The following is a 13185-nucleotide window of genomic DNA, read 5'->3' as shown; positions in this document are numbered from 1 at the left end:
GCCGATGAGGTCTTCAGGCTTCTTGTAGTTAGCCAGCAGGCCAGACAGCAGTTCTTCGGGTACGTCGTGTTTCTTGGTACTCATGGTGCTTACGGACAGGCCGACTTGCGTCGGCGTTGGATTGACCGTTTACACAAAATTCTGCACACCCTCCGTGATCCTCGGAACCCAAGTCGCCAAGCCGCCGGAAAGCGAGCGAACCTGGTGGCTCAACCGTCCTGACAAGGCAGTGACATCCAACTGCATGCCCAGTTGATCGAGCATGAAGTCGTGTACCTGACTGCGCACGGCCGGCGCATCCAAACCTTGGCTGAGGGTTCGGGAGATCTCTCCCGGCAAATCTTCGCAAGCCTGCGCATCAATGATCCGCTCTCGCGGAAACTGGATCGTGTCATCCCATTGCTCAATGCGGTGGTGTGGCAGCACGAGGAAGTGCAAGAGACGGATGCCCCAGCCTCGCTGGCGGACACGGGCTTGCAAGTTGCTGAACTGCCGCTGAACCTGGACGCCCACGTCCTGAATTTTCTCACCGTGTTGCTTGAACAAGCCCTGGGCGCTCATATCGAGCTCTCCCGCTTTGATCTCCAAGACTGCGAGATCACCAGCACGGTTCATGACCACCACATCCAACTCGCCGTGTTGGTCGCCTTGTGGTCGCGCGTTTGCCCAATACAGGTGATGGAACACCGTGTAGCTGTCTGCCAGACCTCTCTCCAGCTGCTGCAGGATGTCTCGCTCGGTGTGCTCGCCAGGTGTGAGCGGTTTGAAAGAACGGATATCCGGAATCAGATGTGCCATGGTCACCGATCAATCAAGACGAACGAGGTTGAGACGATCGCGCACCAGGGGGCTGTCAATGTGGACATCGGGCGCAAAAATGAAACGCACAGCACAACCTCTACCGGAGATTCTCAGAATGTGAAGCCTACTACACTGAAACCGGCATCCTCAGGGCTTCTCACACCTGCGCATTGAGGGACCAGGGGGCAATTCAACATCCAATATGAGGCTGCAGAGACCACATACTCTGTTCCAACGCCGTGCGGCAGCCACAAACTTCTCACCATGCACAACACTGCAAACCAAGCCGTGGACAAGAAGGCAGCGATTGAATTGGCCGCAGCCTTGATCGAACAAGCCGACGCCATCATCGTCGCCGCAGGGGCCGGCATGGGCATCGACTCCGGCTTGCCCGACTTCCGTGGCAAGGACGGCTTCTGGCGAGCCTATCCGGCTTTGCGTCATGCGGGCTTGGACTTCTACAGCATCGCGTCTCCGCAGGCGTTCCATGTCTCGCCCGAGGTGGCCTGGGGGTTTTACGGGCATCGGCTGGCTTTGTACCGTCGAACAAGGCCGCACAGTGGCTTCGAGATGCTCAAGCGCTGGGGGGAGCGGTTGTCACATGGTGTGGCCGTATTCACCAGCAACGTCGATGGGCAATTCCAGAAAGCAGGCTTCGATCCTGCTCTGATTCACGAGTGCCACGGATCCATCCACCACCTGCAGTGTCTCGAGCCCTGCTGCGAGGAGATATGGCGTGCCGATGACTTCATCCCGGACGTCGATGATCAGCACTGCCGGCTTCGCAACCTGCCGCCCGTTTGCCCACGGTGTGGAGGGATGGCACGACCAAACATATTGATGTTCAACGATTCAGGATGGATTGAACACCGCAGTGCGGGTCAGGAAGCTCGCCTAGACCGATGGCTTTCAAACACGAAGCGCCCGGTGGTCATCGAAGTGGGTGCCGGCACAACCATTCCGTCAGTGCGTCATTTCAGCCACCGAGTCATCCAAGAGCATGGCGGCCGACTGATTCGCCTGAATCCCGGCGAGTGTGATGTGCCGACAAAGCGGGATGTGGGCCTGCCACTGGGCGCCGCAGAGGGGTTGGCATTGATGGCAGAAGTGCTGGGATCTCCGTTTGGGTAACGCGTGGCCCTACCGTTCTGCGACTCGAGAGAAATGACATCCTCTCCAACCAAATCGCTACGCAGCTCGGAAGAGGATTCCTCTGCGAGACGCTCATGCCCGAGCGCGAGGATGTTGCGAGCTGCGTTGACGTCGCGGTCATGCACCGCGCCGCAGTGGCAGCAAATCCACGCTCGCATTCCAAGACCTGCTCTACCTTTCGGACTGCTCGCCGGGATGAGCCGGCAGCGCAGTACGCCGTTGACCGTAAACGTTTTGACAGCAAAAATCGCGCTGATAATCGCTTTAAAGGCGCCGTATGCAAAATAGAGATGGATACGCTGGATATATGTGGCTGTCGGAGGCGTACGACGTGTCTCCCGTGCAGCCCTTCAGGGTTCGCAGCGTCATCGGCTCGGCACGCTCCAGCGCGGCGTCCAATGGCATCAGGGTCGAAACGTACCCGACACACTACCGGCCGGATGCAACGCTGAGTGCGCACCTGACGTTTGCACTCAAGTATGAGGGAGTCGAGCTGGATTTTCTCAACCGACTCTTCGAGGTCACCGGACCCGAGCCCATCGCAAAATGGGCCCTAGAAGAGCCCACGGGCGCGTACGCGCGCCGCTGCGGCTTCCTCTACGAATGGCTCACGAACTCCATACTCGACGGGGTGGGCGCCGCCGGCGGGAACTACGTCGACTTGCTCGACGGCTCCCAATACCTCACCGCCACGGTGCCAGACAAGGTGCGCCGCTGGCGCATCAACAACAACTTGCCGGGCACCAGGGCCTTTTGCCCGATGGTCAACCTTGGGGAACTGGGGCCAGCTGATCCGCTGCCACTGCGCGCTGAGATCAACAGCATGGTCGATCATTTCGGGCTCGAGACGATCGAGCGTGCTGTCAACTGGCTAACCATCAAGGAGAGCAAGGCTAGCTTTGCCATTGAGTCCGAAAGCAAGGAAGAGGACCGCATCAGCCGCTTGGCGCGCGCCATGAGCACGCACTGCGGCGAGATCAATTCTGCCCTCACGGAAGAGGGGATGCTGATGATTCAGCGGGCCATCATGGGAGAGAAGATGGTGGGCGCCAGGCTAGGCATTCGCCGGTCCCCGGTTTTTGTCGGGCACACCAACTCGCTCTTCGAGCCCGTGATCGACTACCTGGCGCCGCACCATGACATGGTCGCCGAGATGATGGAAGGGCTGCGTTCGCTCGAGCAGCGCACCCGTGGGCAAAGCCCGCTGCTGCGCGCGGCGGCCCTGTCCTTTGGCTTCGTCTACATCCACCCTTTGGGTGATGGCAATGGCCGGCTCTCGCGCTTCCTGATCAACGACATCCTTCGGCGCGATGGTTTCCTGCCTGCACCAGTGATCCTGCCAGTCTCGGCGGTAATCAGCGAGAACGCCATGCGGCGCGCCGCCTACGACACCGCCTTGGAGCAACTGTCGCGGCCGCTCATGGACCGAATGCGTTCGGTGTGCAAGTTCGGCGCGAAGGTGCAATATGAAGATGGTGTCGAGTCCAATCTGCACGTGGTCGACTGGAACCGTGGTCTGGCCACTTGGCGCTATGCCGACCTTACTGTCCAATCTGAGTACCTGGTCGACGTGATCCGGCACTCAATCCAGCACGGACTCAAGGAGGAGGCCGTCTACCTGCTGCGCTACGACAGCGCGCGTGACAGCCTCAAGGAAATCATCGAGGGCCGCGACGAGGACTATGCGACGATCATCCGATCCCTGGTGACCAACATGAAGGTCACCGGCAAGCTGCGGAAGACGTACCCCGAGGTCTTCAGCAACGATGACCTGACCAAGCGCGTTGAACGCGCGGTACTCAATGCCTTTGAGCTGCTGCCCGACGATGACGACGACGATGACGCGGTGGTGCCACGCCTGGATGTCGTGCCTCGATGAACTTATGCAGGCCTGGTCAGTAGCTAGGCGTTGGTCAAAAGTGTTGATGAAGCAGGTTGGAAGCCACAGCCTGGTCCCGAATCAATTGCACAGATTTCTATCACATATAAAAAGCCACACAACTTTAATAGTGATATTATTCTGTGCAAATGAATGCAAACTGCACCCTCCAACTGTTCGCCAACGGTGCTTGGTGCGACGTGGGAAGCGTCAGCCTGCTGGGCACCGAAGCACAAGGCTGGCGCAGCAAGACGTATACCGGCTACTCGGTGGAGTGGGCTATCGAACACGGCAAAGCGCGAGACGCTCATGCCTTCGCCTGTCGCTTCCCAGTGGGTCTCCAAGAGTTCGAGCATTCGCACTGGCCCGTTTTCCTTATCGATATGCTGCCGCAGGGCTTTGGGCGAGAAGAGCTTCTCCGCAAATTGGGCCTACCTGCAACGGCGGGGGAAAGCGTGGACTGGCGGCTGCTGCTCGCGGGTGCGGGCAACTCGGTAGGAAACCTGCGCGTGAAGGAGGCCGCGAGCTGGCTGGCCGCGAATGCTGGTCCGCTACGGGGCTTCACAGACGATGAAGTGGCCGAACGGGGAGATGACTTCGCTGAGTACCTGGCCTCGCACGGCCTGTTCGTGGCCGGCTCTTCTGGGGTGCAGGGTGAGTGGCCCAAGATTTTGCTCACGAGAGCAGAGGACGGGCTGCTGTACCTGGACCACACGCTTGAGGATGCGCGGGCGCGGGAGCACTACATCGTCAAGTTCGGACGGGGCAGCAACGAGGCTCTGGCGTCCATCCTGCGGCATGAAGCCCCTTATATGGCGTTGGCTCGAATGCTGGGGCTTCGCGTGCATGCGGAGCTCGTGCTGCTCAAGCGAGCGCTTTTCATCCCCCGGTTCGACCGCCAAGTGACGGGCGAGGGTGTTCTTCGCCTGGGGCAAGAGAGTATCGCGACGTTGACGGGCAACCCTGGCTTCGATACGGTACCCAGCCATGACGAAGTATGCCGGCAGCTGCTACGGCAATGCACCCACCCTCTTACGGAAGTGCTTGAGTACATCAAGCGGGACGTGGCCAACCTGGCTCTGGGCAACAAAGACAACCACGCACGAAATACCGCAGTCCAGCGCGACTTCAGTGGGGGTATCCGCCTGACCCCCCTCTACGACTTCGCGCCAATGTACCTCCACCCTGACGGCATCGCCCGTCGCATCCGATGGGAGGGCAATGACGGCGGCGCTCCGGACTGGAGCAGGGTCATCGACAAGGTGTGTGAGATGGCACAGACTCTGAGGGATGAGAAGCGGATGCCTTCTGCGCAAAAATATGCGTTGCGCGAGGTGTGCCGACCGGCATTGGTTGAGGGCTTGCGCTCGATGGCGGAGCCTCTGAAAAAGATTGCAGCCCACGGTACTGACTTCGGCTTGGAACCGGCGGTGCACGCTCACCTCAAGCTCGGAATCGAGGCGCAAGTCCAGCGATTGACCGCGCTGAACTGAACTGGACGCCGTCATGGACAAGCGATACGAAACCTTGACCCTGCCTCAGCAGCTGGAACTGAGAAAGAAGGCTATCAACGACGTGCTGGCGAATCCGCAATGGAGCCTGCCACAGGCCGTGCGTCACCTGAAGAAGACGATGCATCTCACCACGGCAGAGCTGGCTAAGTTGGCGGGAATATCGTTTCGCACGCTGCAAGACATTGAGCGCGAGAAAAGCGAGGGAACGGTCCAAACAATGAACCGGGTCCTCGGCGTGCTCGGACTCAAGCTCGGTGTTGTCCGCGTGTTGCACGACGACGAGTTTCGTGCCGCGTCGGCCCCCGAGTCCGCGGAGGGGCCTGAGGACGGGGCGTAGGCCGTCGAACCGCCAAGCTTGTCAGATGCTGGAGAAATTTCCGGCAGGAAAAAACCCTCTGAACCTTTCCGGGGTCGTCTCAGAAAACGGAAAATAAAGCACGCTAAGCGTGCGTGGAGGCTGGCACCCAGCGGTACAGCGTCGGAATGGACACGCCGAGGTTCTTGGCCACGTCCTTGGGCGGCACCCCGCTGGCCAGCAGCTTCTTGGCCGACTCGATCTTGCTGTCGGTCATCTTCGGCTTGCGGCCGCCTTTGCGGCCGAGCTGCTTGGCGACTTCCAGCCCGGCGCGGGTGCGCTCGACGGTCAGCTCGCGCTCCATTTCGGCAAGGCTCGCCATGACGTGGAAGAAGAACCGCCCGGATGGTGTGCCGGTGTCGATGGAGTCGGTGAGGCTCCTGAACTGGACACCGTGCTTGTGCAGCTCGCCGACCAGATCGACCAGTTGCTTGACCGACCGGCCCAGCCGGTCGAGCTTCCAGACGACCAAAGTATCGCCTTCGCGCAGCATTTCGAGCGTCTTGGCCAAGCCAGGCCGGTCTGCCCGCGTGCCACTCACCTTGTCCTCGAAGACCTTTTTACATCCGGCCTTGCTCAAGGCTTCGCGTTGCAGCTCCAGGTTCTGATCCTGCGTCGAGACGCGCGCATAGCCAATCAACATGGCTTGTCTCGCGCCCGGTCGATGCGTTCCTGCATCGCCTGCATCACTTCTTCGTGGGTGTACGATCTGGCGTTGGCGTCGGTGGCTTGCCGCAGGGCTTCCTCAACCTCGCGCGTCATCCGCTCGTAATCCTCCGGCCACAGCGCTTGCTCCATGCGCAGCGACGCCTGACCCAGCAGGTGCAGCAGGCTGAACAGCCGCATGTCGTTGGTGGCGACGATGCGCTCCCGAATCTGCTCCTGAATAGCTTCGCTAGCCCGATGCGCTTGTGGTGTGGCAGTCCCCTCGTAGTCAGCGGGGAATTCCGCTTCCTCGGCAATCCTTGCCCAGGCGCTGGCCAGCGCCTCGATGGTTGACGTGCTCATTTCCGCCGCTCCTGTGCTCTTTGGCGAATCAACCGGCCAAGGGGCCTCGACGCGAAAACCAGCAGCATCACGCCTATCGGATACCAGGTCGAGAAGACCACCAAGGCATCGAAGGCTGGCCGTCCGGTGTTGGTAGGCAGTACGGCGGTCACAGCCATCAACCCGCCGACCGTCCAGATGATGCGCCACACGTAGGGCATCACGCGGGGCACGTAGCCGTCATCGAAAGCGGTCTGGTAGTAGCGGCGCAGGCCGCGCTCGGCAAGCGCCTGGCGCTGCCGCTCCGACAGCGCATCCGTCCGGCCATACCAGCGCCGGAATGGTGGACAGCGCAGCAGCAAAGGGGTGAAGAGGATCATCACCGCCACGATCGCGACACCCCACGCCATGACGGCGCCGGCATCGGGCCGCTTGGCGTTCTCGATCACGGGCGCGAAGACGCCCGGAGCACCGATCATCCAGAACAGCGCAATGTGCTGATGGAAGGAGAGCTTCATTTGCTCATCCACTTGCGCAGCAGGCGCTTTTTCAGGGAGGCGCGTTCTTGCGGGTTGCGTCCCTTGTGATTGGCGATGCGATCCGCCGTGGCGGCCTGGCGCTTGACGGGCCAGTAGGAGCGGCCATCCTTGCCCATCGACCAGACGCTGCTGGCCTGGTTTTCCAGCAGGGGCAGATGGGCGCTCAGGGCTTCGGGCGACGCGCTGGTCAGCGCCGTGCGCTCACGGGTGCGCCAGCGCTGATGCCAGAGCTTCTTGTCCTCGCGCTCGCTGCCGCAGGTCGTGTGCCCGACGATGGGTGTTTTGCGGCGGCTGCGGCTCATAACGTAGTGGTCTCCAAGAACATTCAGGACTGATCCCAGGCGTCGATGGTCAAGACCTGATCGGCAGGACAGGCGGCTACGCGGTCGGGAACTGGATGGTGTTCAGTCTCATGCCGACCCCATTCGATTGATCGCGTCGCTTGCGGCACGCTGCGACGCAAGGAGGTTTGCGACCTGGTTTAGCAGCCGTGTCCGCTGCATGTCTGTTACCTATCTCCCCGACCGCTCATTGGACCAACTCCAGAGATTGGGCTCTATCGCTCAGCCAATACGAAACCGGCATTGGCTGATGCCACAACCGAGACGAACACAAATGGCTCGGTACCTGTATTTCGCGCCCCGTGCACTTGGCCCGGTCTTGCCACGGCTATCTCACCTTCCCTGAGGGCACGAACAATCCCATTGCCCTGAAAGTAATCAGCCATTCCCGACAAAACAGTCCACGTGTCTTGGCCGTGAGGATGAATGTGAGCCGCAATTTCCTGCCCGGGATGGACATGCCAAACCACGATAATTGAGTCTCGGGTTTCAAGCACAACGGAACGAATAGGCTCGCCTTCGGACGGCTGAACATACTCGGCTACAGAAAATATTCTCGATTCAACAGTCATCGGAGATCCCTCTTTCACAGTGCCCCCAGACAGGCTGGATATGAGTTCTAACTCGAATTTGAACGGGAGGCTGGTCGTGCGGTCGTGCAGTTGCCGATGAGCGTGTCGGCTGCTGCCTCCTTGCCCACCAGCGAACTCACGTCCGTTGCGGCCATCCAGAAGGTCTTGCCCGAGCGCGGCTCATAGGTCGCGGGATCGAACACGCCAGAGGGGCCGAACATCGGCGGCTTGATTGGTCATGGCTCCATGCCTTTGTCGTTACGGTCTTCATCGTCGGCATCCTGACGCACGGCGGGCAATTGCTGGAGCAACGCCGGCAGCCATTCCTGTACCGTCTCCCACACCACATCGAGGTTGATGTCGAAATAGCCGTGAGCCATGCGATTACGCATATTGCGCATGCTGCGCCACGGCACGTCGGCATGCGCCTGGGTGAACTCGACGTAGCCATCCATCACCTTTGTGGCCGCCTCGCCGATGACGATCAGGCTCATGATGACGGCCTGCTGGGTGCGCTTGTCGGCCAAGAAGTCGTCCTTGGCCATCCCTTCCACGAAGCTGCGCGCATCGGTTGCGGCCTGCTGAATGTGGTCGAGGTAATCGGGCAGGCGGTTCTCGCTCATATCGGTTGCGCCTCCGCGAGCACCTTGGCCCGGAACTTCGGCGGCAGGTCGCCGGGAGTCAGCAGATCGACGTCAACGCCGAGCAGCGATTTCAGTTCTTCTTCCAAATCGCCCAAGTCCAACAACGTGGCACCGGGCAGCGCATCGACCAACAGGTCGAGGTCGCTGCCATCCCGGTCGGTGCCATGCAGCACCGAGCCGAAGACGCGCGGGTTCGCGGCGCGAAAGCGGCCTACCGCTTCACGCACTGCGCTTCGCTTCATGTCAAGCACAACAGACGGTCGCATGCGCATCCTTTCTTATCGAAACTCGTTGAGATGATATGCAATCAAGAATAGAATTTCAAGAACTATTTTCGAGAATCGCAATGCCTTGATTCCCGTGCCGCGCCGGTTGCCTTGGCGGGCTTGTCACAAACCTACGTTTTCAAGAAGAAGGAAACCGCATGCCCCGCCGTTCGATCCTCTCCGCCGCCGAGCGCGAAAGCCTGCTGGCGTTGCCGGACACCAAGGATGAGTTGATCCGTCACTACACGTTCAGCGAAAGCGACCTCTCCATCATCCGGCAGCGGCGCGGCCCGGCCAATCGGCTGGGCTTCGCGGTGCAGCTCTGCTACCTGCGCTTTCCCGGCGTCATCCTTGGCGCTGATGAGCCACCGTTCCCGCCATTGCTGAGACTGGTCGCCAACCAGCTCAAGGTCGGCATCGAAAGCTGGGACGAGTACGGGCAGCGTGAGCAGACCCGACGCGAGCACCTGGTCGAGCTGCAAACGGTGTTCGGCTTCCAGCCGTTCACGATTGGCCACTACCGGCAGGCTGTCCAGTTGCTGACCGAGCTGGCCATGCAAACCGACAAGGGCATCGTGCTGGCCAGAGCCTTGATCGAGCACCTGCGGCGGCAGTCGGTCATTGTGCCCGCCCTCAACGCCGTCGAGCGGGCGAGCGCCGAAGCGATTACCCGCGCCAACCGGCGTCTCTACGACGCCTTGGCTGAGCCGCTGACGGACGTGCATCGCCGTCGCCTCGACGATCTGCTCAAGCGCCGCGACAACGGCAAGACGACGTGGCTGGCCTGGCTGCGGCAATCCCCGGTCAAACCGAACTCGCGGCACATGCTGGAACACATCGAACGCCTCAAGGCGTGGCAGGCGCTCGACCTGCCCTCCGGCATCGAGCGGCTGGTTCACCAGAACCGGCTGCTCAAGATCGCCCGCGAGGGCGGCCAGATGACGCCCGCCGACCTGGCGAAGTTCGAGCCGCAGCGGCGTTACGCGACCCTGGTGGCGCTCGCCATCGAGGGCATGGCCACCGTCACCGACGAAATCATCGACCTGCATGACCGCATCCTGGGCAAGCTGTTCAATGCCGCCAAGAACAAGCATCAGCAGCAGTTCCAGGCATCCGGCAAGGCGATCAATGCCAAGGTGCGGCTGTTCGGGCGCATCGGCCAGGCGCTGATCGAGGCCAAGCAAGCGGGCCGCGATCCGTTCGCCGCCATCGAGGCCGTCATGTCCTGGGATGCTTTCGCCGAGAGCGTCACCGAAGCGCAGCGGCTCGCGCAACCCGAGGACTTCGATTTCCTGCACCGCATCGGCGAGAGCTACGCCACGCTGCGCCGCTACGCGCCGGAATTTCTCGACGTGCTCAAGTTGCGGGCCGCGCCCGCCGCCAAGGACGTACTCGACGCCATCGAGGTGCTGCGCAGCATGAACAGCGACAACGCCCGCAAGGTGCCCACCGACGCGCCGACCGAGTTCATCAAGCCGCGCTGGCAGAAGCTGGTGATGACCGACACCGGCATCGACCGGCGCTACTACGAACTGTGCGCGCTGTCGGAGCTGAAGAACGCGCTGCGCTCCGGCGACATCTGGGTGCAAGGCTCGCGCCAGTTCAAGGACTTCGAGGACTACCTGGTGCCGCCCGCGAAATTCGCCAGCCTCAAGCAGGCCAGCGAATTGCCGCTGGCCGTGGCCACCGATTGCGACCAGTACCTGCATGACCGGCTGACGCTGCTGGAAACGCAGCTCGCCACCGTCAACCGCATGGCGCTGGCCAACGAGCTGCCGGACGCCATCATCACGGAGTCGGGCCTGAAGATCACGCCGCTCGATGCGGCGGTGCCCGATACCGCACAGGCCCTGATCGACCAGACGGCGATGATCCTACCGCACGTCAAGATCACCGAATTGCTGCTGGAGGTAGACGAATGGACGGGCTTCACCCGGCACTTCGCCCACCTGAAGTCAGGCGACCTGGCCAAGGACAAAAACCTGTTGCTGACCACGATCCTCGCCGACGCGATCAACCTGGGCCTGACCAAGATGGCGGAATCGTGCCCCGGCACGACCTACGCCAAGCTGGCCTGGCTGCAAGCCTGGCACATCCGCGACGAAACCTACGGGGCGGCACTGGCCGAGCTGGTCAACGCGCAGTTCCGACATCCCTTCGCCGAGCATTGGGGCGACGGCACCACGTCATCGTCGGACGGCCAGAACTTCCGCACCGGCAGCAAGGCCGAGAGCACCGGCCACATCAATCCGAAATACGGCAGCAGCCCAGGGCGGACGTTCTACACCCATATCTCCGACCAGTACGCGCCGTTCCACACCAAGGTCGTGAACGTCGGCGTGCGCGACTCGACCTACGTGCTCGACGGCCTGCTGTATCACGAATCCGACCTGCGGATCGAGGAGCACTACACCGACACGGCAGGGTTCACGGACCACGTCTTCGCGTTGATGCACCTGCTGGGCTTCCGCTTCGCCCCGCGCATTCGTGACCTGGGCGACACCAAGCTCTACATCCCGAAGGGCGATGCCACCTACGAGGCGTTGAAACCGATGATCGGCGGCACGCTCAACATCAAGCACGTCCGCGCCCATTGGGATGAAATCCTGCGGATGGCCACCTCGATCAAGCAGGGCACGGCGACGGCCTCGCTGATGCTCAGGAAGCTTGGCAGCTACCCGCGCCAGAACGGCCTGGCCGTCGCCCTGCGTGAGCTGGGACGCATCGAGCGCACACTGTTCATCCTGGACTGGCTGCAAAGCGTCGAGCTGCGCCGCCGCGTGCATGCCGGGCTGAACAAAGGCGAGGCGCGCAACGCGCTGGCCCGCGCCGTGTTCTTCAACCGCCTGGGGGAAATCCGCGACCGCAGCTTCGAGCAGCAGCGCTACCGGGCCAGCGGCCTCAACCTGGTGACGGCGGCCATCGTGCTATGGAACACGGTCTATCTGGAGCGGGCCGCGAACGCCTTGCGTGGCCACGGTCAAGCCGTCGATGACGGCCTGTTGCAGTACCTGTCGCCGCTCGGCTGGGAGCACATCAACCTGACCGGCGATTACCTCTGGCGCAGCAGCGCCAAGATCGGCGCGGGCAAGTTCAGGCCGCTACGGCCGCTGCAACCGGCTTAGCGTGCTTTATTTTCCGTTTTCTGAGACGACCCCTGATTGGCAAGATCAGGCGGATGCACCGCCGGGACAAGAAGACGAAGAGAGAGATTGCGAGGCAGACGGGGCTGTCGAGGAACACGGTGGCCAAGTGGCTGGACGAGGCGCAGCCGGTCGAGCCCAAGTACCGCCGGGAGGCGGCGAAGGCGACCAAGCTGTCGGCGCACGAGGCGGAGCTCAAGCAAGCCTTGAAGGCCGATGCCAAGCGGCCCAAGAATGAGCGGCGCACGGCCAAGGCCTTGTTCACGCAGATCAAGGCAGCGGGCTACGAAGGTGGCTACACGCGGGTGACGGACTTCATGCGCAAGTGGCGCCAAGGTGAAGGCCAACAGGCGGCCTGCAAGGCCTTCGTGCCATTGACCTTCGAGCTTGGCGAGGCCTTCCAGTTCGACTGGAGCGAAGACGGCTTGCTGGTGGGCGGGGTGTACTACCGCATGCAGGTCTCGCACATGAAGCTGTGTGCCAGTGGGGCCTTCTGGCTGGTGGCCTACCCCAGCCAAGGCCACGAGATGCTGTTCGATGCGCACACCCGCAGTTTTGCAGCGCTGGGTGGCGTGGCACGCCGTGGCATCTAGGGGTAATCTCGGTTTTTGAGCAAAACCTGAAATCACCCGCAAAAAATCAAGTGATATCAATCACTTAGCTCGACTCACGCGTTTGCTCGGAACCTTGAAGTTCTCTAGGGTGTGCCCTCGTTCAAGCGCTTCGTTCAGCCACGTTGGCCGTCGCCCGCGCCCCGCCCAGGTGTTGCCATTGCCGTCTTGGTAGACCGCCTGTAACTGTGGCTCCGTACTTCGCGTCTTAGCGTTTTCTTGAGCTGCTAACTTTGGCGCTTGATAGGGCTGATCAAACAGATCGCCGGGCATCAACTCGTATTGAGCAATGACCTTCTTCAAAAGAGGAATGATCTCCTCCGCGTCGTTGGCCTGGCTCATCGCCTCTTCCAGGCGTTTCCTCATTTGACTCAACGTCTT

At 61.4% G+C, this 13185-nt stretch carries 15 protein-coding genes and 2 pseudogenes; 6 read left to right on the top strand and 11 right to left on the bottom strand.

Annotated features, from left to right (window positions below; genetic code table 11):
- Positions 1-129: 129 nt before the first annotated feature.
- A complete protein-coding gene (locus BN2503_RS15205; RefSeq protein WP_054257487.1) occupies positions 130-798 on the bottom strand; it encodes a nuclease-related domain-containing protein in 669 nt (222 codons plus the stop codon).
- 267 nt (positions 799-1065) lie between these two features.
- On the opposite strand from BN2503_RS15205, the gene BN2503_RS15200 reads away from it, so the two are divergent.
- Positions 1066-1932 (top strand): SIR2 family NAD-dependent protein deacylase, encoded by an 867-nt coding sequence (locus BN2503_RS15200; protein WP_054257486.1) that lies wholly within the window; start codon positions 1066-1068, stop codon positions 1930-1932.
- A 119-nt stretch (positions 1933-2051) separates the two neighbouring features.
- Here the strand turns inward: BN2503_RS15200 and BN2503_RS21455 are convergent.
- A pseudogene (locus BN2503_RS21455) lies at positions 2052-2111 on the bottom strand (hypothetical protein); the annotation flags it as partial.
- Between the two features lie 149 nt (positions 2112-2260).
- Between BN2503_RS21455 and BN2503_RS15195 the strand changes: the two are divergent.
- The 3 genes from BN2503_RS15195 to BN2503_RS15185 all read left to right on the top strand — a co-directional run bounded on the left by BN2503_RS15195 (position 2261) and on the right by BN2503_RS15185 (position 5683).
- Entirely contained in the window at positions 2261-3832 is a 1572-nt protein-coding gene (locus BN2503_RS15195) for a Fic family protein (protein WP_054257485.1), read from the top strand.
- Between the two features lie 149 nt (positions 3833-3981).
- Entirely contained in the window at positions 3982-5325 is a 1344-nt protein-coding gene (locus tag BN2503_RS15190) for a type II toxin-antitoxin system HipA family toxin (RefSeq protein WP_054257484.1), read from the top strand.
- A gap of 13 nt (positions 5326-5338) precedes the next feature.
- Positions 5339-5683 carry a helix-turn-helix domain-containing protein gene (locus BN2503_RS15185; protein ID WP_054257483.1) on the top strand — a complete coding sequence of 115 codons (345 nt, stop codon included), beginning with the start codon at positions 5339-5341 and terminating at the stop codon, positions 5681-5683.
- 103 nt (positions 5684-5786) lie between these two features.
- On the opposite strand, the gene BN2503_RS15180 is transcribed toward BN2503_RS15185, so the two are convergent.
- The 8 genes from BN2503_RS15180 to BN2503_RS15155 all read right to left on the bottom strand — a co-directional run bounded on the left by BN2503_RS15180 (position 5787) and on the right by BN2503_RS15155 (position 9050).
- Positions 5787-6344, bottom strand: a complete 558-nt coding sequence (locus tag BN2503_RS15180) for a recombinase family protein (RefSeq protein WP_004118524.1) — start codon at positions 6342-6344, stop codon at positions 5787-5789.
- Positions 6338-6709, bottom strand: a complete 372-nt coding sequence (locus BN2503_RS15175; RefSeq protein WP_003100853.1) for a hypothetical protein — start codon at positions 6707-6709, stop codon at positions 6338-6340. The genes BN2503_RS15180 and BN2503_RS15175 overlap by 7 nt, the downstream gene beginning before the upstream one ends.
- Positions 6706-7206 carry a hypothetical protein gene (locus BN2503_RS15170; RefSeq protein WP_003100856.1) on the bottom strand — a complete coding sequence of 167 codons (501 nt, stop codon included), beginning with the start codon at positions 7204-7206 and terminating at the stop codon, positions 6706-6708. Before BN2503_RS15170 ends, BN2503_RS15175 begins: the two co-directional genes overlap by 4 nt.
- Positions 7203-7529, bottom strand: a complete 327-nt coding sequence (locus tag BN2503_RS15165) for a hypothetical protein (RefSeq protein WP_003100858.1) — start codon at positions 7527-7529, stop codon at positions 7203-7205. The genes BN2503_RS15170 and BN2503_RS15165 overlap by 4 nt, the downstream gene beginning before the upstream one ends.
- A 254-nt stretch (positions 7530-7783) precedes the next feature.
- Positions 7784-8140 (bottom strand): cupin domain-containing protein, encoded by a 357-nt coding sequence (locus BN2503_RS19545; RefSeq protein WP_003465043.1) that lies wholly within the window; start codon positions 8138-8140, stop codon positions 7784-7786.
- Positions 8141-8187: 47 nt separating this feature from the next.
- On the bottom strand, positions 8188-8361 hold the full coding sequence (locus tag BN2503_RS20735; RefSeq protein ID WP_003154411.1) for a hypothetical protein: 174 nt from the start codon (positions 8359-8361) through the stop codon (positions 8188-8190).
- 15 nt (positions 8362-8376) lie between these two features.
- Positions 8377-8763, bottom strand: a complete 387-nt coding sequence (locus BN2503_RS15160; protein WP_003100872.1) for a HepT-like ribonuclease domain-containing protein — start codon at positions 8761-8763, stop codon at positions 8377-8379.
- Positions 8760-9050 (bottom strand): nucleotidyltransferase family protein, encoded by a 291-nt coding sequence (locus BN2503_RS15155; protein ID WP_001247892.1) that lies wholly within the window; start codon positions 9048-9050, stop codon positions 8760-8762. The genes BN2503_RS15160 and BN2503_RS15155 overlap by 4 nt, the downstream gene beginning before the upstream one ends.
- A gap of 158 nt (positions 9051-9208) precedes the next feature.
- On the opposite strand from BN2503_RS15155, the gene BN2503_RS15150 reads away from it, so the two are divergent.
- Entirely contained in the window at positions 9209-12175 is a 2967-nt protein-coding gene (locus BN2503_RS15150; protein WP_003100881.1) for a Tn3-like element ISPa38 family transposase, read from the top strand.
- A gap of 53 nt (positions 12176-12228) precedes the next feature.
- Positions 12229-12783 (top strand): annotated as a pseudogene (gene istA / locus BN2503_RS15145) (IS21 family transposase); the annotation flags it as partial.
- Between the two features lie 63 nt (positions 12784-12846).
- Here the strand turns inward: istA and BN2503_RS15140 are convergent.
- Entirely contained in the window at positions 12847-13170 is a 324-nt protein-coding gene (locus tag BN2503_RS15140) for an H-NS histone family protein (RefSeq protein ID WP_054257482.1), read from the bottom strand.
- Positions 13171-13185 lie beyond the last annotated feature (15 nt).

Origin of the sequence: Paenacidovorax caeni (genome assembly GCF_001298675.1) — a bacterium.
Lineage (GTDB): Bacteria > Pseudomonadota > Gammaproteobacteria > Burkholderiales > Burkholderiaceae_C > Paenacidovorax > Paenacidovorax caeni.
This window is presented reverse-complemented; position numbering and strand designations above follow the sequence as displayed.

Coding starts and splice junctions, on each gene's coding strand:
- BN2503_RS15190 (WP_054257484.1), top strand. CDS start 3,982: ATGAATGCAAACTGCACCCTCCAACTGTTCGCCAACGGTGCTTGGTGC.
- BN2503_RS15200 (WP_054257486.1), top strand. CDS start 1,066: ATGCACAACACTGCAAACCAAGCCGTGGACAAGAAGGCAGCGATTGAA.
- BN2503_RS15185 (WP_054257483.1), top strand. CDS start 5,339: ATGGACAAGCGATACGAAACCTTGACCCTGCCTCAGCAGCTGGAACTG.
- BN2503_RS15140 (WP_054257482.1), bottom strand. CDS start 13,170: ATGAGGAAACGCCTGGAAGAGGCGATGAGCCAGGCCAACGACGCGGAG.
- BN2503_RS15205 (WP_054257487.1), bottom strand. CDS start 798: ATGGCACATCTGATTCCGGATATCCGTTCTTTCAAACCGCTCACACCT.
- BN2503_RS15175 (WP_003100853.1), bottom strand. CDS start 6,709: ATGAGCACGTCAACCATCGAGGCGCTGGCCAGCGCCTGGGCAAGGATT.
- BN2503_RS19545 (WP_003465043.1), bottom strand. CDS start 8,140: ATGACTGTTGAATCGAGAATATTTTCTGTAGCCGAGTATGTTCAGCCG.
- BN2503_RS15160 (WP_003100872.1), bottom strand. CDS start 8,763: ATGAGCGAGAACCGCCTGCCCGATTACCTCGACCACATTCAGCAGGCC.
- BN2503_RS15170 (WP_003100856.1), bottom strand. CDS start 7,206: ATGAAGCTCTCCTTCCATCAGCACATTGCGCTGTTCTGGATGATCGGT.
- BN2503_RS20735 (WP_003154411.1), bottom strand. CDS start 8,361: ATGTTCGGCCCCTCTGGCGTGTTCGATCCCGCGACCTATGAGCCGCGC.
- BN2503_RS15180 (WP_004118524.1), bottom strand. CDS start 6,344: ATGTTGATTGGCTATGCGCGCGTCTCGACGCAGGATCAGAACCTGGAG.
- BN2503_RS15150 (WP_003100881.1), top strand. CDS start 9,209: ATGCCCCGCCGTTCGATCCTCTCCGCCGCCGAGCGCGAAAGCCTGCTG.
- BN2503_RS15155 (WP_001247892.1), bottom strand. CDS start 9,050: ATGCGACCGTCTGTTGTGCTTGACATGAAGCGAAGCGCAGTGCGTGAA.
- BN2503_RS15195 (WP_054257485.1), top strand. CDS start 2,261: ATGTGGCTGTCGGAGGCGTACGACGTGTCTCCCGTGCAGCCCTTCAGG.
- BN2503_RS15165 (WP_003100858.1), bottom strand. CDS start 7,529: ATGAGCCGCAGCCGCCGCAAAACACCCATCGTCGGGCACACGACCTGC.